Consider the following 17,256-nt stretch of genomic DNA (forward strand, 5'->3'; position numbering starts at 1 on the left):
CGACCGCGCGCACCGCGGCGCCCTTGCGCATGATCGGGGCCGCGAATACCGCCGAGGATCATCGGACGTACGTTGAGGAGCACAATGGCTACCCATCATAAAGCAGACCAGCCGACGCTTCGTTCACTCACCAAGAGGCAGTGGATTCGCATCGCCTCCGTGTGCGCGGCAGTGGGTCTGGTCGTGGCTGGCGGTGCAGCCACGCGAAGCATCTATTCCCATGCGAGCGGCACCCCCACCGCACAACCGACCGCATACTCGATCTCGGATGAGCATGCGGCCTCCCGTGGCAACGCACGTGACGCGCTCGACGGCGAGCCGACCTACGTGAACGTCACGATCAACGGCAAGACGCGCACCGTGCTCGGCACGAACTTCACCGATGTGAAGTCGGTGCTCGACGCCGGCGACATCACGCTGGAAAGCGGCGACACCGTTGAACCGTCACTGAAGACGAAGGTCGACGAATCGACGACGATCACGATCAACCGCGCCGGCGCGAAGATGGAGACCGAGGAATCGAAGATCCCGTTCAACACCGTCAAGAAGGAGACTTCGTCGCTGCCGAAGGGCACCGAGAAGGTCGAGACGGAAGGCCAGGAAGGCATCCTCGAACGCACGAACCTCGTCGAGCGCAGCGGCGACAAGATTATCTCTTCGAATACCTTCGCCTCATGGGTCAAGAAGGCCCCGGTCGAGAAGGTCATCCTCGTCGGCACCGCCGATTCGCAGCCAGCCGCGCAGCCCACGACGGACAACTCGTCCAGCAATTCCTCGTCGGATTCGGCCAGCGAATCGAAGCCGGCGTCGAACAATAGCATCGGCACGACGGCCCCGGTCGGCGAGATGCAGCAGTGGGCGCATGACTACCTGCTCGCGAACGGCGGCACCGAAGCCGATTTCACGGCCACCGTCTTCATCATCTCCCACGAGTCCGGCTGGTCGGTCACGGCCACGAACCCGTCCTCCGGCGCCTATGGTCTGGCACAGGCGCTGCCGGGCAGCAAGATGGCCTCGCATGGCGCCGACTGGGCAACGAACTACCAGACGCAGCTCAAGTGGTTCTGGGATTACTGCAAGGGCCGTTACGGCTCGATTCAGGGGGCCTACGCGTTCTGGCAGGCGAACCACTGGTACTGACCTAAAACGCTTGCGGCGCGGCTCATCCCGCCGCACAGCAAGCGCACTTTCACCTCGATTTACACATTCACCTAGCATTGAGCCCCCCATGGTGCACACCATGGGGGCTCAATGCTTAAAGACGCGCCAGAACAATCAGGCGGCATGCCTCGGGCTGGAACCCTGATCCGAAGCGCTGTAATCGACGCCCTTTTTGCGGCCGCGCTTCTTCATGACGCCCTGACGGCAGTCACGCACATCGAAGATGACGGTCTTGTCGTCTGGGAACGGCATGCCCTTAAGCTGCGCGAAGGCAACCTCGTCATCGGCGACCGGCGGGAAATTGAAGAACCTGAGCACGGCGTTGAGCACGACCGGGCTGTTCAGCGTGACTGAGGCGGTCTTGCGGCTCGGCTTGACGAATTCGATGGCGTTGGGGTCCGCCTCCGAGCATTCACGGATGGCGATCTGCTTGGTATGGGGGTTCGTCAGGATCTGCACATAGTTGGGAGCTTCCAATTCCTGCACCGTGTTCTTGTTGAACCGCATGTACCGAGGCGTCACCGTGAGCACGGCTTTGCCTGCGGCGCTGGCAGGATTGACGGGCTCAAAACCTTGTAAAACCGACATATTCGAACTTCCTTACGTCGAGATTTTGGACACTTGCTCTTTGAGTATATACCATATATCGTATTTTAAAAATCGACGTGCCGCGCATTGCCGGGAGGAGTCGCCGTCGAGCATACGCGAATAAGCGAACAGGGATGGCACGAATATTCGTCCCATCCCCGCAGCTGGCTGTCATAACCGTTATTTCATGCAGAAAACGGCATTGCCGCCACATGTGACGTCAGCGTGACGTCACATGTGGCGGCGGCATCACGGCGGCCGTCATCGCGACACGCCGTCACCGCACAGTCTCTCGATCATTCCGCAGTCATTCCATACTCACTCCACGCGGCACAGCTTCTCATAGGTGACCTCCGGCTTCGCCGACGTCGTCGGCGTCTCGTCGATGCCGAGCTTCGTCGTCGCGTCCGGCGACACCGTCACGTCGAAGGAGTAGGTGACGGTGCTTTCCGGCTGCACCTGCGTCATTGTTGTGTAGATGAGACGGAAGTTGAGCGAGTCGGCGACCGGATCGGCGCCGTTGCCGGTGACCTGGAAGTTGCTCATCGTGCCACCCGCCGGCGGCATGAACATGATCTTCTCGAAGCTCGTGCCGTGACTGTCGGGATATTCGGCCCTGATGCCGGTGATGTACTGCGGCAGCGTCTTCGATTCCTCATCGGTCATCGTGCTCCGGATCGTGTACTCCACATGGTACTTCGCCGGGCCTTCCTCACCGCAGTCGAGCTGCGTGATCTTCGTGGAGCGCTTGATGTACCAGCCCATCTTCGACGGGTTGTTCTCGGTGATGTAGATGCCGAGCTCCGGCTTGGCCTCGTTGAGCGGCACCGTGGACGTCAAACCACGTTCCCACAGAATCTGCTGCAACGTCGGGTCGAAGGAATACACGGACAGATGACGGTCGTGCGCGAGCGTCAGCATCTCGGAGACGAGGCCCACCATCTTTCCCGCACTCAGATCGCCCATAAGCCGCTTGACGCAGGCCTTCGCCACGGTGCCGAACATCGCGTCCGTGTCCTCGGGCGCGTACTCTTTGTAGGCCGTATTCAGCAGGAAGTCGGCGGTGTTCGTGCCGGTCAGCACCGTTCCGTCGGCGAGCTTCACGTCCCCGAGGACTTTGACGAGGCTCTGCACCATCAACGGATCCGCCAGGATGACGCCGTCGAGTTTGGTGTGCTTGCCCATATCCGTCTGATCCCAGATGTCCTTGAAGTACTCGGCGACGCGCGCATTGTCCGGCGAATTCGCGATATCGCGCGCATCGTAGTTCAGGCGCATCGGACCCTCTTCCTTGTACAGACGTTGTTCGTCTTCGGACAGGTTGCGCGCCGTGACTTTATATCCGGGGAATGCGGAACTGCTCTGGAAATCGCCGATCTCAATCTTGCCGTCGTCGATCGTGACGGTGCCGACGGCGCCGACGAGGCCGCCGCTCGCACGCATCTCGCCGGGAGTCATCGCGAGAATCGCGTAGGTTTGCTTGCCGTCATAGCCGAGCCATTCGGGCAGTTTCGGCGCATATTCGTAGACGCCAGCCTGCAGATACCGATTGGCCTTGTCGAGCATGCCGCGGCTGCTGTTGAGCGCGTTCGCGACGACGCCGATACCCGGTTCGGGAATCTTGTCGAATTCCTCGGTGTACCGCTGCAGCGACTGCGCGGCCGTGTCAAGCTCCGGCAATGTCTTCATGATGGGTTCGACGTTGATGCGTCCGTTCTTGTAGATCGATTTGACGTCGATTCTCCGCGCCACGTCGACAAATTTCGGCGCCGTATCCTGCGCCATTTCGTCGGCGACGTCGGTCATCATCCGCACGACGCGCATGCTGCCTTTGATGCCGGGGATCTTCTCGGTGAACGACCACAGTCCGCCGTTCGTGATGTCCCTCGCGGCGCGTGTCTGCTTCTGCACGTCGGCGACGACGCTGTCGAGGTCGTTGAGGCGATTGTTTTTTACGGCGTCCTTAACGACGGCGATCGCCGCCTCCTCATGATGCTTGACGAGCAACGCCTGCGTGCCGACCGTGCCGGCGAAGGCGACGATGACCGCGGCGATCGCGATGAGGATCCAGCCCCACCAGCGCACACGCCGGTACCATGCCAGCTTGTCTTGCCGCTCGACTCCGTTCGATGCTGCACCATCTGTTGTCTCAGTGCCGTCTGTCGATGCGACGCCGCCGTTGTCCTTCGCCATCACGTCGTCCTGCGCGGCTTCGATACGATGCTCATCGTCGTCATGTGTGGGCATAACGATTCCTCTCGGTGATAAATCCTCAACATCCAAAAACGCATTGGGATGCCGCCCACGATGAATCCAACGGACGGCGTGCCACCGGCGTCGCGCGCAGAGGGCGCGCACGCCGGTATGCCATTGTAGCCGTGCGTGGCGAACTCACCGAGCTCAGTGCATCGGCTCAGTCGTCGTGGCCGAGCATAATCTTGTCGTCGGCCACATCGAGCAGATGCCTGCCATAGGGGCTCTTACCGTACTTGTGTCCGGCCTCGAGCAGCTGTTCCTTCGTGATCCAGCCGTTTTCGTAGGCGATCTCCTCGATGACCGAGATCGGCATGTTCTGCGCGCGCTGAATCGTGCGAACGAACTCGCCCGCTTCGAAGAGGCTGTCCATCGTGCCGGTGTCGAGCCACGCATAACCGCGGCCGAGCGTCTGCACATGCAGGCTGCCGTCGTCGAGGTACATGCGGTTGAGGTCGGTGATCTCCAACTCGCCACGCGGCGACGGCTTGACCTGCTTCGCGAAGTCGACGACGCGGTCGTCATAGAAGTACAGCCCGGTCACCGCGTAGTTCGAGGCCGGATGCTCCGGCTTCTCGACGATGCTCACGGCTTTGTGATCCTCGTCGAATTCGACGACGCCGTAGCGTTCCGGATCGTCCACGTAGTAGCCGAAGATGGTCGCGCCGTGCTCGAGCGTGGCAGCGCGGCGCAGCTGGCGACCCAGACCGTTGCCGTAGAAGATGTTGTCACCGAGCACGAGCGCGCAGGCGTCGCCGCCGATGAACTCCTCGCCGAGTAGGAAGGCCTGAGCGAGGCCGTCGGGGCTCGGCTGCACCTTGTAGCTCAGCGAAACGCCGTACTGTGAACCGTCGCCGAGCAGCCGTTCGAAGTTCGGCAGATCCTTCGGCGTCGAGATGATCAGGATATCGCGGATGCCGGCGAGCATCAGCGTGCTCAGCGGATAGAAGATCATCGGTTTGTCGTAGACCGGCAGCAGCTGCTTCGACGTGACCGTCGTCAACGGGTACAGTCGCGTGCCGGATCCGCCGGCGAGGATGATGCCTTTCATGTCTTGTCCTTTCAGGCCTTCGCCTCGCGCACGTAGTCGTGCAGCGACGTACGCCAGTCGGTCGTGACGAATCCGGCTTCCTCGATCTTCGCGAGGTCGAGCGCACTGTAGGTCGGACGCGGGCTGACCGGCGCCTTCGCGTTCGCGAAGTACTCCTCGGTGCTGATCGGGCGTACATGCTCGCCGTTGCCGTTCGCCTCGGCGAAGACCTCCTTCGCAATCACCGCCCAGCTGACCACGTCGCCGGAGCCGGTCAGATTGTAGGTGCCGTAGGCGGCGTCCGTGTCAAGCAGGAAGAAGATCGCCTTCGCCATGTCGTCGGTGAAGGTGAGGCGTCCGAACTGGTCGTCGACGACCGTCACCTCGTTCAGCGCATCGTCGGCGTCGGCGACGCGGTCGGATAGCGCCATCATCGTCTTGACGAAGTTGTGGCCGTCGCCGATGACCCAGCTCGAACGCAGGATGTAGTACTTGTCGGTCATCGCCACGGCGATGTCGCCGGCCGCCTTCGACTGCCCGTAGACGCCGAGCGGTGCGAAGGGCTCGTCCTCGCGGTGCATCTCGGTCGTGCCGTCAAAGACGTAGTCGGAGCTGACATGGACGAGCGCCAGATGGTAGCGCTGCGCCGTCTTCGCGAGCAGCGCCGGGCCTTCGGCGTTCGCCTTCCATGCGAGCGCACGCCCTTCGAGGGTCTCGGCCTTGTCCACGGCCGTGTAGGCGCCGGCGTTGATGATCGTGCCGTACAGGCTCCAGTCGATCTGCGCGTAGGCGTCCGGATCGGAGAAGTCGAATTCGTCGATGTCGGTGAATTCGTAGCCCTTGAGGCCGTGCGCCTCGACGTAGGCGCGGATCGCGCGGCCGAGCTGGCCGTTGGCGCCGGTCACAAGCGTGCGCTTCGGTTCCATCGGCTTGGCGTCCTTGAGCATCGGATGGCGCAGATCCGCCTCACTGCGTTCCGATTCCTCAAGCGGGATCGGCCACTGGATGTCCAGTTGGGGATCGGCGAGGTTGACGAAGGTGTAGGTCTTCTTCATCTCGAGCGACCAATGCGCGTTGACGAGGTAGGTGTAGGCGGTGCCGTCCTCGAGCGCCTGGAAGCTGTTGCCGACGCCGCGGGGCACGAAGATCGCGCGCGAGGGGTCGAGGCGCGTCGTGAAGACCTGTCCGAAGGAATCGCCGGGACGCAGATCGACCCATGCGCCGAAGATTTCGCCGGTGGCGAGCGAGATGAACTTATCCCACGGCTCGGCGTGGATACCGCGCGTCACTCCGCGCTTGGCGTTGAAGCTGATGTTGTTCTGCACCGGCTCGAAGTCTTCGGGCAGCCCGAGCGCCGTCATCTTCGCCTTCTGCCAGTTCTCCTTGAACCAGCCGCGATTGTCACCGTGCACCGGCAGTTCGAAGACGAGCAGTCCGGGGATGTTCGTCGTCGTGACCTTGAGTTCCTTTTCGAATTCCATATCGTTCCTCTTTACGCTGTTGCTGACGGTTGTCCCATTGGTCGATGATGGGGGCTCCATCCACATCGACGGAACCCCATCATCGCCATATCACTGCCCCTGCGCCTTGTACTTCGCCTCGGTGGCGGCCTTCGCCGGTTCCCACCACTGCGGATTGTCCACGTACCACTGCACGGTCTGGCGCAATCCGGATTCGAAGTCGGTGTGCGTCGGGCGCCAGCCGAGTTCGGTCTGCAGCTTCGTCGAATCGATCGCGTAGCGGCGGTCATGGCCCGGGCGGTCCTTGACCCAGTCGAAGGCGTCCTCCGGCTGGCCCATGACGCGCAGGATGTCCTTGAGCACCGTCAGGTTGTTGCGTTCGCCGTTCGCGCCGATCAAATAGGTCTCGCCGATGCGGCCGGTCGTCAGGATCGTCCACACGGCGCTCGAATGGTCTTCGGTGTGGATCCAGTCGCGCACGTTGAGGCCGTCGCCGTACAGCTTCGGGCGAATGCCTTCGATGATGTTCGTGATCTGGCGCGGGATGAACTTCTCGACATGCTGGTACGGGCCGTAGTTGTTCGAGCAGTTCGAGATCGTCGTGCGCAGCCCGTAGGTGCGGTGCCATGCGCGCACGAGCATGTCCGAACTCGCCTTCGTCGACGAATACGGGCTCGACGGATGGTACGGCGTCTCCTCGGTAAACTTCGCCGGATCGTCGAGCGCGAGGTCGCCGTACACCTCGTCGGTGCTCACGTGGTGGAAGCGCACGTCGTATTTGCGTGCCGCCTCGATGAGGCGGCACGTGCCTTCGACGTTCGTCTTGAGGAAAGGCTCCGGATTGGCGATCGAGTTGTCATTGTGCGATTCGGCTGCGTAATGTACGATCGCGTCGTGGCCCGGCACGAGTTCGTCGAGCAGCTGTGCGTCGCAGATGTTGCCGTGAACGAACTCCACCTGGTCGCCGAGCAGCGGCTTGATGTTCTCGAGATTGCCGGCGTAGGTCAGCGCGTCGAGCACCGTCACATGGGTCTCGGGATGGTTGTTCACCACGTAGTGCACGAAATTCGACCCGATGAAGCCGCAGCCTCCGGTCACGATGATGTTCTTGGGTTCAAACGCATCAGTCATGGTGTTCATCCTAGCAATCACCGGCTATGTTTAGCCTTTCCTCCGAATCAGCTTCCTCAGGAAGAACAGCGCGCTCTCGTCGCGCAACGCCAGCAGCGTGCCCGCGTACACGACCGCATACGCCGTTCCCCGCACCGCGAAGTCCACGAAGATGTTGTCGAACCGCACGGTGCGCGCGAACACCGCGTTGCACAGCAGCACGAGCAGGCATCCCGCCACGGCGTGCATGATCGACCCACCGAGCCGCAGCTGCTTCACCTGATCCCACGAGAAGACCAACGCCAACGCGAAGACCGTGCACTCCGCGACGACGATGCTGACGCATGCGGCCGGCGCGCCGAAGGCGCGGATGCCCACCACATAAATCAGAATGTTGATCGCCGCGCCGCTCGCCGTTGAGACGACGACCTTATTCTCCCTGCGCAGCGGAATCAGGATGCCGTTCATCAGGAACACGCCCGGCGCCGTGAACGCAAGCGCGAAGGCGATGATCTCGAGCATCGGCACGGCCTCGATGTAGTTCGGTCCGCTGATGATCAGCACGATCGGTCTGCTGAGTGCGAACACCATGACGGCGGCCGGCAGACAAACGACGATGACGGCGTTGAACAGCTTGTTGAGCAGCCGCCGGTAGCCTTGCGGATCGTTCGAGGACAGGTACGACAGGCGCGGCATCGAGACGCCCGTCAGCGAATTGATCGCCTGCCGGATGATGACGTAGACCTTCATCGCGACGCTGTAGAGGCCGACCTGCACGTCGCCGAGCATCGCGCCGACGAAGGTCGTGCCGGCGTTGCTGTATATGGCGGTCGCCACGTTGTTCATGAACAACGTCATGATCGGGTTGAAATGACGCCGGATCTGCGGGGCGCGTGTCAATGCGAGCTTTGCGTACCGGCGCGAATAGAAGAATCCCCAGACGTTCGCCGCCGAGGTGGCGAACACGCTGATCGCCGCGTAGATGATGTAGTCGGAGGGCTTGTGCACGAACGCGAACATGAGAATCAGCGATGCGACCTGCACGAGGATCGTGCGCACCGAGATGTAGAGGTAGTCCTCGAAGATCGAATACAGCCATTCGACGCCCAGCGTCGTGAAGCCGATCGTCAGGCATTGGATGAGCAGCAGCACCATGTACGCGTGCAGGCTCGGGATGACGGCGACCGTCACGAAGAAGGCCACGTATGCGATCGCCGACGAGATGATGTTGATCGTGAAGATCTGCTGGGCGAATCTCGTCAGGCTTTCGGCGTCCCGTTTGATTTTCGCGCCTTCGCGAATCGCGTAGTTCGTGATGCCGAGTCCCGCGAACAGCGCGAAATACGACACGATCGACTGCGAATAGTTGATTTTGCCGATGTTCTCCGCCCCGAGGATGCGGGACACATAGGGGAAGGTGATCAGAGGGAACAACAGGCTGGACACGGTGCGCATCGAGTTGAGCAGTGCGTTGCGCGTCAGCGATGGGAGTTTGGTCTGTGCAGCCATTTCGATCTTCTTGTGATGGGCGCTTCCTGTGATGAGCGTGTGGTGCCGTCCGCGGGGTCAGACGTATCGTTCGACGACACGCAGCGAGTCGCGGTGGTTGCGCAGATAGTTGATCTGTTTGCGCCGCTCGTCGTGGTTGACCTGCGCTTCGGTCGATGCATCCTCCGCGTGGCGTACAACGATGCGCGGGTCGTAATACAACGTCAGCCCGTGCCGCCTGCATCGCAGGACGAGGATGTCCTCCTCCATATACAGGAAGGTGCCCGGGTCGAAGGCTTCGTCGAAGGTGTGGAGGAACGTCGGCGTGAATATCAGGCACGAGCCGTGCAGTTTCACCGCCATGCTCGGCTGTCCGCTCTGCACGCGGGCCGTCCGCTCGGGCGTGCGCGAGTCTCTTTTGAGTCGTGCGAGCACGCCGTCTAGATGCGTGTGCAGCAGCAGCAGATTGCGCCGGATGTGCTTGCGCAGCGCATGGATCTGCTGCGGCGAATCGACGACTTCGGGCATCGGGTTCTGATGGCTGCCGTCCTTGCCGGAGATGATGTCCGGCCCGATCACCGCGCAGCCGGTGTCCTCATGATCCGTCACCGCCTGCCGCATCAGGTTGTCGCTCACGAGCGCCACGTCGTTGTTCAACGTGACGATGTAGTCGCAGCCGAGCTCGTTGCGGCAGTACGCGTAACCTCTGTTGTTACCGCGCGCGAAGCCCTCGTTGGCGTCGTTGTGCAGCAGCACGACGTCGCCGTCATGCCCGTAGCGCTGCTCAAGCCGCTCATAGCTGCCGTTCGCCGAATCGTTGTCGACGATGACGATTGTGTACGGGTTGTCCGCCTGCGCGCAGTGCCTGCGGATGGATTCGACGCATGCGACCGTCTCATCATCGACGAGATAATGCAGGATCACGAAGCCGAAACGCGGCGACATCGCCATCTCACACCTCCCCGTCGAGCACATGACGGAACAACGTCGGCGCGCCACCCACCTGCGTCGGATAGTGCAGCTTGTACGTCAGCTTGTTGATGTAGGTGTCCGCCGGCAGCGCCGGCTTCGCTTTCACCTGATCGAGCTGCTCGGACATGTCGAAGCTGGCGCTGTTGTTCTCCGGGACGGCGTCGATCATCGCCTTAACCTGCGGGATGTGCGTGTAGGCGTTGTAGATGAACGAGTCGAACAGGAAGTATTCGGGGACGGCGTCGATGACGGAGAACACCTTGACGAAGCAGTCGTAGATGTATTTCATGAACGGGTTGCCGGGCACCGAGGCGAGGCAGTAGGTCGTCCACGGATACTCGGCGTGCTTCGAATTGATCGAATAGAACGGGTATTTGCCGAAATCGTCGGACAGATCGCCGGTCAGATACAGCGTGGAATCGAGCCACACTCCCCCATGCCGGTACAGCAGCATGACGCGCAGCGCATTGCAGAACGCGTTGATCGTCAAGGTCCCGGCTTCGCGACGCCGCACGAGCACCGGATCGATCTGCGCGTATTCACTGTAGTTGTCCTTCGTGATGATGATGACCTTGCGGCCGTTCGCATGCCTGACGATGCTGTCGATGCAGGCGCGCACAACCGGTGGCGTATGCTCGTCGAGCCCCTGCCACCAAGCCACCCAGATCGGGCCGTCGTTGGTCGTCGGCAACGACGCCATCCCCTCGGCGTCGAAGGGGATCGTCGCCATCTCCTTGCGCCACAGCGCATTATTGAACATCGCGTAGTAGCGGTCCTTGCATCGATGCGTGCAGTGATACAGCACGCCCCATGCCGCGATGCCGGGCCCCAGCAGCTTCGTGCAATTCTTCGCGGCGGACGCGATCTTGGAGAGCCGGTCAGGAAGATTGTGCAATATCGACATGGGCACCATCATACGTTGGGCGTTGTCTTAGCGAACAGGACAAGAGATTGGCAGAGTATCAGCCTCGCCGCAGCTTGGTCCACAGCAACGTCGCCATTGCGCCGTTCATCATCGGATTAGTCAGCGCCGCATAGCGGATGCGTTCGCCGCGGGACAACGCGCGCTTGTCGATCCTGCGCATCCTCGGACGCAATGCGCGCATGCACTGCGCGCAGGCGCGGCGCGCGTCGCGCAGCCGGCGCGGATGGCCGGCGGCCGCGGCCTTGAGCTCCTGGAAGTACAGGTTGAGCTGTTCGGCGTTCCACGCCCGGTACAACGCCTCGTCGTCGAGCAGGCCGTAGGCGTCGAGCAGGGACGCGCACTCGTCGATCGCATGATGGAAGGTGCCTTGGCGGATGCCGCCAAAGGTATGCGCCATCAGATCGCTGACGCGGTAATAATAGCCGGCGTAATCCAGATACACGATACGGTGCGCGTCATGGAAGGCCTGAATGTTGAACAGATTGTCCTCCATGCGCGACAGCTGCGGATCGAAACGCAGCGCGTTGCCGGTGATGAACGCGTGGCGGTACAGCTTGCCCCACGGCACGCCGATGGCCGTCACGAAGCCGTCGGGCTGAAGATGGGAGCCATCGAGCAACTGGTGGAACAGCGGCTTCTTCTCCTCCATCGTGCACGCGGTGAACGATGCCGGGAAGAAATGCTGGCGCACTTTGCGTTCGCCGTCGCATGCGATGCAGGTGCTCATCACGATGTCGGGGACGTCGTGTGCGACGTCGCATGCGTCGTACAACGTGCGCAGATAGTCGTCCGCGACGTAGTCGTCCGGGTCGATGAAGCAGATCCATGCGCCGCGCGCATGCGCGAGCCCGGTGTTGCGCGCCGCGGAGACGCCGCCGTTGGGTTGCCGTACGAGCCGGATGCGCGCATCGCGTTCGGCGATCTGCGCGATGATGGCCGCGGAGTCGTCCGTCGAGCCGTCATCCACGGCGAGCACCTCGAAATCCGTGAAGGTCTGCCTGAGCAGTGATTCCAGGCAGTCGCTGATATACGCCTGCTGGTTGTAGACCGGTATGACGATCGACACCGCCGGCGCGGCCGCCTGATCATCCGGATGCGTCGCGACGTTCGCGTCGACGTTGCCGTCGGTCATTTGCGATACTCCTCGATATGCATGCGCACGCCATCGCGGATGCCGCGGCAGTATGCGCTGAGTTTGGCGACGCGGTGGCCTTCGAACACCAATGACAGCACCATCAGCATCGGAATCTCCGTCAGTCCTTCCAGACCGGTCCACCGATGGTACTTCTTCCAGAAGATGATGCGGTTGCGTGCCTGATAGTAGCAGCGTATCGGACCGTAGCCGAGTTTGTACAGCGGCTGCCACACGATCTTGCCTCCGGGACCGCGTCGCGGCACCCTGACGAAGGTCTTCTCTGATTTGCCTTTCTCATGGATCAGGCAGGCGCGGTTGTCCTTAACGATCGTGTATCCGTTGAGCAGCAGCCGTTCGTTGAAATCGAAGTCAACATAATCGATGAACAGCGCATCGTCGAAACCACCGACGGCGAGCGCCGCCTCGACGTCGTTGAGCGTGCCGGAGGTGATCGCGCCGTGCTTGGCCGCGTGCGTGAGCCGTTCGAGCGGCGGCATCGTCATCGCGCGGTATTCCTCCATCGTCATGCGGTTGCGGTCGAGGATGAAGGGGCTGACCATCGCCACGTCGCCGCTCAGATGCCGTTCGAGTTCGTCGCACATGCCTTCGGTCGGCACGCTGTCCTGATCGAGCATCAGGATATGTGCGTATCCGCCGTCATGCGCGGCCGCAAGCAGCTGGTTGAGCGCGAACGCGATGCCGCGGTTCTCGGTGTCGGCGATCACATGCACATTGTCGAATTCGCCTTCGCACAGCGCATGCACGTCCTGCGCGTTCGCGGAGCCGTTGTCGTAGACGAACACCTGCCGCACCTGCGGCGCGGTGGCGCGCAGATTCGCCCGCAACCGTTCGATCTCGGGGTTGAAGGCGACGATTCCAGCACAACGCATCAGCGTGGTTCCTCGATTCTGTGAAGACTGTTTGGGCCGCTCGCGGACATCAGATCCTGTGCAGATACATGAGCGATTTGACGCGCGACCTCAGATTCGCCTTCCATGCCGTTTCGTCCGGCATGTACACCGGGTAGCGTTTGACGTTCAGCTGCTGGGCGTCCACCCAGATGTTGAGCAGACGTTCGGCGAGGAAGCCGTACAGACGCCTGTTGTAGGCGTCGTATCCGGAGACGTCGAGCATCGCTCGTGCCTCGTCGAGAATGCCGAACAGCCATGTCATGTAGGCGTCGAAGCGCGGTGCGGACATGACGAACATGTTGTAGCAGCTCAGGTCGTGCCTGCGCATCAGCGCGTCGAAGGCTGGCACGAACTGGGGCGTGCGGCGGTTGACGATCGCGCGGACTGTCTTGAGGTCGTCGATGTTGTGGAACTGCGCGAACTGCGTGCCGATCGTCTTCGTCAGCACCCACGGCTCGGGCAGTATGATGTCATACCGCTGCAGATCCTGCGAGAGCACCGATGCGGGGACGATCCGTGTCTTGTGGTGGTCGGTGTAAAAGTAGCGGCGGTAATGCACGAATCCGACGTTGTCGTCGCCCAGATTCGCGTTCTTCCACACCCAATACTGCGCCGTCAGTTCGCAGAACTCGGGATTAAGCGCGGAGATGTTGTCGCCCGTGTCGTCGCGCACCGCGATCGACGCAGTGTTGTTTGCGGCGCCGGCCAGGATCGGCGTGTAACCTTCCAGGTTCGGGGCGTCGAAGTCCTTGTGGGAGACGATGTACATCTGGGTGGGTTTCAGCTCCTGCATCGGTTGTCCCCTCATGCGCGACGCGCCGCGCGTTTGGCGTCGATCTTGCCTTTGCGGTTGCCGACATAGCGGAACACGCAATCGATGAAGAACGAGCCCATGTCGATGATCCTGCCTTGGGCGAGCAGTCCCTTCATCGTATGGCCCACCATCGCGAAGCCTTCGCCGGTGATCGGCGCCGAGCCGAGGATGTCGCGGTGCTTCTCCATCTCCACGCCCTGCAGATAGTTGCGCTTGTACTGCTGCCGCCATGTGAAATTGTGCGAATGGATGACCGCCGCCTGTGCCTCGTAGACGACATGCCACCCGGCATGCAGCAGGCGCGCCGCGATGAACATGTCCTCGTTCGTCAGCACCGGGTTCTCGAAGCCGCCTACCTCAAGATACGCGGTGCGCCGGTAGGCGGCGCAGACGTCGGAAGCACGGAACGCGTTGATGCCCAGACGCCGCACATCCTGCGGCGTAATGGTGAAGGAACTCGGCCCATAGGTGAATTCCCTGACGAGCGTCTCCGCCGGGCGCGCATCGGCGCGTGGTATCTGACGGCCGTAGACGAGCGCGACACGCTCCTGCTTGAACGGCGCGAGCACGGCATCGATGTATTGGTCGCTTTCGGGAAGCGCGTCCTGCGTAAGGAACAGCACAAAATCGCCGCTGCTTTCGCGTAGGGCCATGTCCCTCGTGCCCCCGTGGTTGAAATCCTTGCGGTCGATGACGATAAGACGCACTTCGGGATGACGGCGCACGAGGTCACGCGTGTCGTCGTCGGAGGAGGAGTCCACGACGATGATTTCGTCGGGCACCCTGCGCTGATGCTCCAAGCTGGTCAGCAGATCGTCAATCATCGTTCCCGCATTCAGCGTGGGGATGATGACTGAAACATTCGTCTGAGGCATCCTGGATTCCTTTCGGGAGCACCTATCACTTCTGCGCGCACCGATTGCGTATTCGTCCTGTACGTCACCAGTGTAATCAACGCACGGTATGCAGCCTGCGTATCGCCATGAGCATGGCGGCGCGGCATGGCGACGAGCCTTTCAGGCGATGATTACGAGTGGCCATCGTAGCACACGAAGCTCGAATGCCTCCATGCCGGCGGCTTCGTCGGCATATCCTTGGCATATTGTGGGCACATCGTCAGCACATGGGAAGCGCCGTATCGTTCACAGCGTGCCGTCGAGCACCGCGCCGTACACGGTATGCGCGGCGGGAATCTGCTGCACGTTCTTATAGGAGAGCTTGTACGCATAGGTGTCGGCCGGCAGGTCCACGCTCGCATCGGCGAGCTTGCCCGCAAGATACAGCCGATGCAGGTTGTTGACCGGCTCCGCGTCGATCATCGCGCGCACCTGCGGGATATGCGTATACGCGGCGGAGAGCATCACGTCGATCATGAAATAGTCGGGGATGTGGTCGGTCAGCCCATACAGCGCGACGAAGGCCTGCAGCATATAGGAGAACAATGGATTCCCCTGCTTGCCTCCCATGAAGTAGCCGGTCCAGTTGCGCGTGGGCGCGCTCTGATGGTTCGGAATCGAATAGAACGTGTATCGCCTGACGTCGTCGGACAGGTCGGCGGTCAGATACATCGTCGCGTCCATCCACATGCCGCCATGCTCCTTCAACACGGCGAAACGGACGATGTCGGACAAGGTCGTGATCGTGACCTTGCCGTCGTGCACCTTGCGCATGATCGACGGATCCAGCGACGCGTACTGCTCGACCGTGTCCTTCGTGATGAGGCGGACCTCGCGCCCGCTGGCGTGACGCTTGATGCTGTCAATGCAGGCGCGGACGATCGGGGGCTCGGAGCCGTCCAGACCCTGCCACCACATGACCCATATGGGTCCGTCATTGGTCACGGGCATCGTGGCGAGCGCGTCGGCGTCAAAGGGGATGTCCTTCATGAAGCGCTTCCATGACGCCTCGACGAGCTTGGCATAATATGCACCGATATTACGATGTGCCAGATGATGCATCAGGCTCGTCATCCCCATCCGCGGCCCGAACAGGCGGGTCGCGCTGCACACGTACTGCAGCTTCGTGCGGATCTTCCCCATCGTCGACGACCATCCCATCGCGTTCCCTCGAATTACGTTTACATTCCAACAGCAAGATGCAAGATGGATGGACGCCACGCGTTGACCAACACTCGACGTCCATCAGCTGAATCACAGCTCAATCGCGCTTGAACAGGTCTCGCGTATAGACCTTGTTCGCGACGTCGGTGAGTTCGTCGTTCCAGCGGTTGGCGACGATGATCGTCGCCGCGTCCTTGAACGCGTCGAGGTCATGCGTGACCGGGCTGCCGAAGAACTCCTCGTCGTCCAGCGTCGGCTCGTAGACGACGACCGGAACGCCCTTCGCCTTGATGCGCTTCATGATGCCCTGGATGCTCGACTGGCGGAAGTTGTCCGAGCCGGACTTCATCGTCAGGCGGTAGATGCCGACGGTCGGCTTCTCGGCGCCTTCGATCTTCGCGAGGATCTGTTCGGCGATGAAGTCCTTGCGCGTGCCGTTGGACGCGACGATCGCCTCGATGAGGTTCTGCGGCACATCCGCGTAGTTCGCGAGCAGCTGCTTCGAATCCTTCGGCAGGCAGTATCCGCCGTATCCGAAGGACGGGTTGTTGTAATGGCCTCCGATACGCGGATCGAGGCAGACGCCGCGGATGATCTCGGCCGTGTTGAGGCCGCGCGATTCGGCATAGGTGTCCAGCTCGTTGAAATAGGCGACGCGCAACGCCAGGAAGGTGTTGGCGAACAGTTTGATCGCCTCGGCCTCGGTCGTGCCGCACACCAGTTCGGGAATGCCGGTCGTGCCGTCCGCATTCACGCGCTCATGCTCCTCCGGCGCCGCGCCCTGCGCGAGCAGATTCGCGAAGACGTGCGCCGCTTCGACGGCCTGCTCGTCGTCCATCGGCGCGCCGACGACGATGCGCGACGGATGCAGGTTGTCGTACAGCGCGTGACCCTCGCGCAGGAACTCCGGGGAGAAGATGATCTTCTCGTCGCCGGTCTTCTCGCGCAGCTGCGCCGTGTAACCGACCGGAATCGTCGACTTGATGACGATCCAGCAGTCCGGGTCGTATTCGCGAATCGCCTTGATCGCCGCTTCGACGCTCGAGGTGTCGAAGTAGTTCTTCTTCGGGTCGTAGTTCGTCGGCGTCGCGACGACCGCGTAGTCGGCGCCGGTGTAGGCCACGGCCGGATCGGTCGTCGCCTGGAAGTCGAGTTCCATCGTACCGTCACGCTTGCCATCGAGGAAGCGCGTGATCTCCACGTCCACAATCGGGCTCGTGCACTCGTTGAGCATCTCGACCTTCTTCGGGACGATGTCCAACGCATGCACCTCGTTGTGCTGCGCGAGCAGCAATGCCACGGACAGGCCCACATAGCCGGTGCCGGCAACCGCAATCTTCATCATGTTC

The 17,256-nt window shown here is 61.6% G+C and carries 15 protein-coding genes; 1 reads left to right on the forward strand and 14 read right to left on the reverse strand.

Annotation, left to right across the window (positions count from 1 at the left end):
• Positions 1–84 precede the first annotated feature (84 nt).
• Positions 85–1,140, forward strand: a complete 1,056-nt coding sequence (locus CGZ88_RS04925) for an aggregation-promoting factor C-terminal-like domain-containing protein (protein WP_026645664.1) — start codon at positions 85–87, stop codon at positions 1,138–1,140.
• 135 nt (positions 1,141–1,275) lie between these two features.
• On the opposite strand, the gene CGZ88_RS04930 is transcribed toward CGZ88_RS04925, so the two are convergent.
• The 14 genes from CGZ88_RS04930 to CGZ88_RS04995 all read right to left on the reverse strand — a co-directional run bounded on the left by CGZ88_RS04930 (position 1,276) and on the right by CGZ88_RS04995 (position 17,249).
• Positions 1,276–1,749 (reverse strand): hypothetical protein, encoded by a 474-nt coding sequence (locus tag CGZ88_RS04930; protein WP_101671252.1) that lies wholly within the window; start codon positions 1,747–1,749, stop codon positions 1,276–1,278.
• 318 nt (positions 1,750–2,067) lie between these two features.
• Positions 2,068–3,996, reverse strand: a complete 1,929-nt coding sequence (locus tag CGZ88_RS04935) for a DUF4012 domain-containing protein (RefSeq protein WP_101671253.1) — start codon at positions 3,994–3,996, stop codon at positions 2,068–2,070.
• 166 nt (positions 3,997–4,162) lie between these two features.
• A complete protein-coding gene (rfbA, locus tag CGZ88_RS04940; RefSeq protein ID WP_101671254.1) occupies positions 4,163–5,053 on the reverse strand; it encodes a glucose-1-phosphate thymidylyltransferase RfbA in 891 nt (296 codons plus the stop codon).
• Between the two features lie 11 nt (positions 5,054–5,064).
• Positions 5,065–6,513 carry a sugar nucleotide-binding protein gene (locus CGZ88_RS04945; RefSeq protein WP_101671255.1) on the reverse strand — a complete coding sequence of 483 codons (1,449 nt, stop codon included), beginning with the start codon at positions 6,511–6,513 and terminating at the stop codon, positions 5,065–5,067.
• A gap of 90 nt (positions 6,514–6,603) precedes the next feature.
• A complete protein-coding gene (gene rfbB, locus CGZ88_RS04950; protein ID WP_101671299.1) occupies positions 6,604–7,623 on the reverse strand; it encodes a dTDP-glucose 4,6-dehydratase in 1,020 nt (339 codons plus the stop codon).
• A gap of 30 nt (positions 7,624–7,653) precedes the next feature.
• Entirely contained in the window at positions 7,654–9,111 is a 1,458-nt protein-coding gene (locus CGZ88_RS04955; protein WP_101671256.1) for a flippase, read from the reverse strand.
• A 57-nt stretch (positions 9,112–9,168) separates the two neighbouring features.
• Positions 9,169–10,041, reverse strand: coding sequence for a glycosyltransferase family 2 protein (locus CGZ88_RS04960; protein WP_243390078.1), 873 nt, complete (start codon positions 10,039–10,041; stop codon positions 9,169–9,171).
• Between the two features lies 1 nt (position 10,042).
• Positions 10,043–10,966, reverse strand: coding sequence for a capsular polysaccharide synthesis protein (locus CGZ88_RS04965; protein WP_165778715.1), 924 nt, complete (start codon positions 10,964–10,966; stop codon positions 10,043–10,045).
• Positions 10,967–11,024: 58 nt separating this feature from the next.
• The gene (locus CGZ88_RS04970) at positions 11,025–12,119 is read right to left on the reverse strand and encodes a glycosyltransferase family 2 protein (protein ID WP_101671258.1); all 1,095 of its coding nucleotides are present in this window, start codon (positions 12,117–12,119) and stop codon (positions 11,025–11,027) included.
• Entirely contained in the window at positions 12,116–13,012 is an 897-nt protein-coding gene (locus CGZ88_RS04975) for a glycosyltransferase (protein WP_026645672.1), read from the reverse strand. Before CGZ88_RS04975 ends, CGZ88_RS04970 begins: the two co-directional genes overlap by 4 nt.
• A gap of 49 nt (positions 13,013–13,061) precedes the next feature.
• The gene (locus tag CGZ88_RS04980; protein ID WP_026645673.1) at positions 13,062–13,826 is read right to left on the reverse strand and encodes a DUF4422 domain-containing protein; all 765 of its coding nucleotides are present in this window, start codon (positions 13,824–13,826) and stop codon (positions 13,062–13,064) included.
• A gap of 11 nt (positions 13,827–13,837) precedes the next feature.
• Positions 13,838–14,722 (reverse strand): glycosyltransferase family 2 protein, encoded by an 885-nt coding sequence (locus CGZ88_RS04985; protein WP_024541152.1) that lies wholly within the window; start codon positions 14,720–14,722, stop codon positions 13,838–13,840.
• 267 nt (positions 14,723–14,989) lie between these two features.
• The gene (locus CGZ88_RS04990; RefSeq protein ID WP_101671260.1) at positions 14,990–15,904 is read right to left on the reverse strand and encodes a capsular polysaccharide synthesis protein; all 915 of its coding nucleotides are present in this window, start codon (positions 15,902–15,904) and stop codon (positions 14,990–14,992) included.
• 100 nt (positions 15,905–16,004) lie between these two features.
• On the reverse strand, positions 16,005–17,249 hold the full coding sequence (locus tag CGZ88_RS04995) for a nucleotide sugar dehydrogenase (RefSeq protein ID WP_101671261.1): 1,245 nt from the start codon (positions 17,247–17,249) through the stop codon (positions 16,005–16,007).
• Positions 17,250–17,256 lie beyond the last annotated feature (7 nt).

The organism is Bifidobacterium anseris (genome assembly GCF_002860345.1).
GTDB lineage: Bacteria > Actinomycetota > Actinomycetes > Actinomycetales > Bifidobacteriaceae > Bifidobacterium > Bifidobacterium anseris.

What these genes read in the sequence shown, in the direction of transcription:
- CGZ88_RS04945 (WP_101671255.1), bottom strand. Translation starts at nt 6,513, where the DNA reads ATGGAATTCGAAAAGGAACTCAAGGTCACGACGACGAACATCCCCGGA.
- CGZ88_RS04995 (WP_101671261.1), bottom strand. Translation starts at nt 17,249, where the DNA reads ATGAAGATTGCGGTTGCCGGCACCGGCTATGTGGGCCTGTCCGTGGCA.
- CGZ88_RS04985 (WP_024541152.1), bottom strand. Translation starts at nt 14,722, where the DNA reads ATGCCTCAGACGAATGTTTCAGTCATCATCCCCACGCTGAATGCGGGA.
- CGZ88_RS04975 (WP_026645672.1), bottom strand. Translation starts at nt 13,012, where the DNA reads ATGCGTTGTGCTGGAATCGTCGCCTTCAACCCCGAGATCGAACGGTTG.
- CGZ88_RS04980 (WP_026645673.1), bottom strand. Translation starts at nt 13,826, where the DNA reads ATGCAGGAGCTGAAACCCACCCAGATGTACATCGTCTCCCACAAGGAC.
- CGZ88_RS04990 (WP_101671260.1), bottom strand. Translation starts at nt 15,904, where the DNA reads ATGGGATGGTCGTCGACGATGGGGAAGATCCGCACGAAGCTGCAGTAC.
- CGZ88_RS04925 (WP_026645664.1), top strand. Translation starts at nt 85, where the DNA reads ATGGCTACCCATCATAAAGCAGACCAGCCGACGCTTCGTTCACTCACC.
- rfbA (WP_101671254.1), bottom strand. Translation starts at nt 5,053, where the DNA reads ATGAAAGGCATCATCCTCGCCGGCGGATCCGGCACGCGACTGTACCCG.
- CGZ88_RS04930 (WP_101671252.1), bottom strand. Translation starts at nt 1,749, where the DNA reads ATGTCGGTTTTACAAGGTTTTGAGCCCGTCAATCCTGCCAGCGCCGCA.
- CGZ88_RS04960 (WP_243390078.1), bottom strand. Translation starts at nt 10,041, where the DNA reads ATGGCGATGTCGCCGCGTTTCGGCTTCGTGATCCTGCATTATCTCGTC.
- CGZ88_RS04935 (WP_101671253.1), bottom strand. Translation starts at nt 3,996, where the DNA reads ATGCCCACACATGACGACGATGAGCATCGTATCGAAGCCGCGCAGGAC.
- CGZ88_RS04970 (WP_101671258.1), bottom strand. Translation starts at nt 12,119, where the DNA reads ATGACCGACGGCAACGTCGACGCGAACGTCGCGACGCATCCGGATGAT.
- rfbB (WP_101671299.1), bottom strand. Translation starts at nt 7,623, where the DNA reads ATGACTGATGCGTTTGAACCCAAGAACATCATCGTGACCGGAGGCTGC.
- CGZ88_RS04965 (WP_165778715.1), bottom strand. Translation starts at nt 10,966, where the DNA reads ATGTCGATATTGCACAATCTTCCTGACCGGCTCTCCAAGATCGCGTCC.
- CGZ88_RS04955 (WP_101671256.1), bottom strand. Translation starts at nt 9,111, where the DNA reads ATGGCTGCACAGACCAAACTCCCATCGCTGACGCGCAACGCACTGCTC.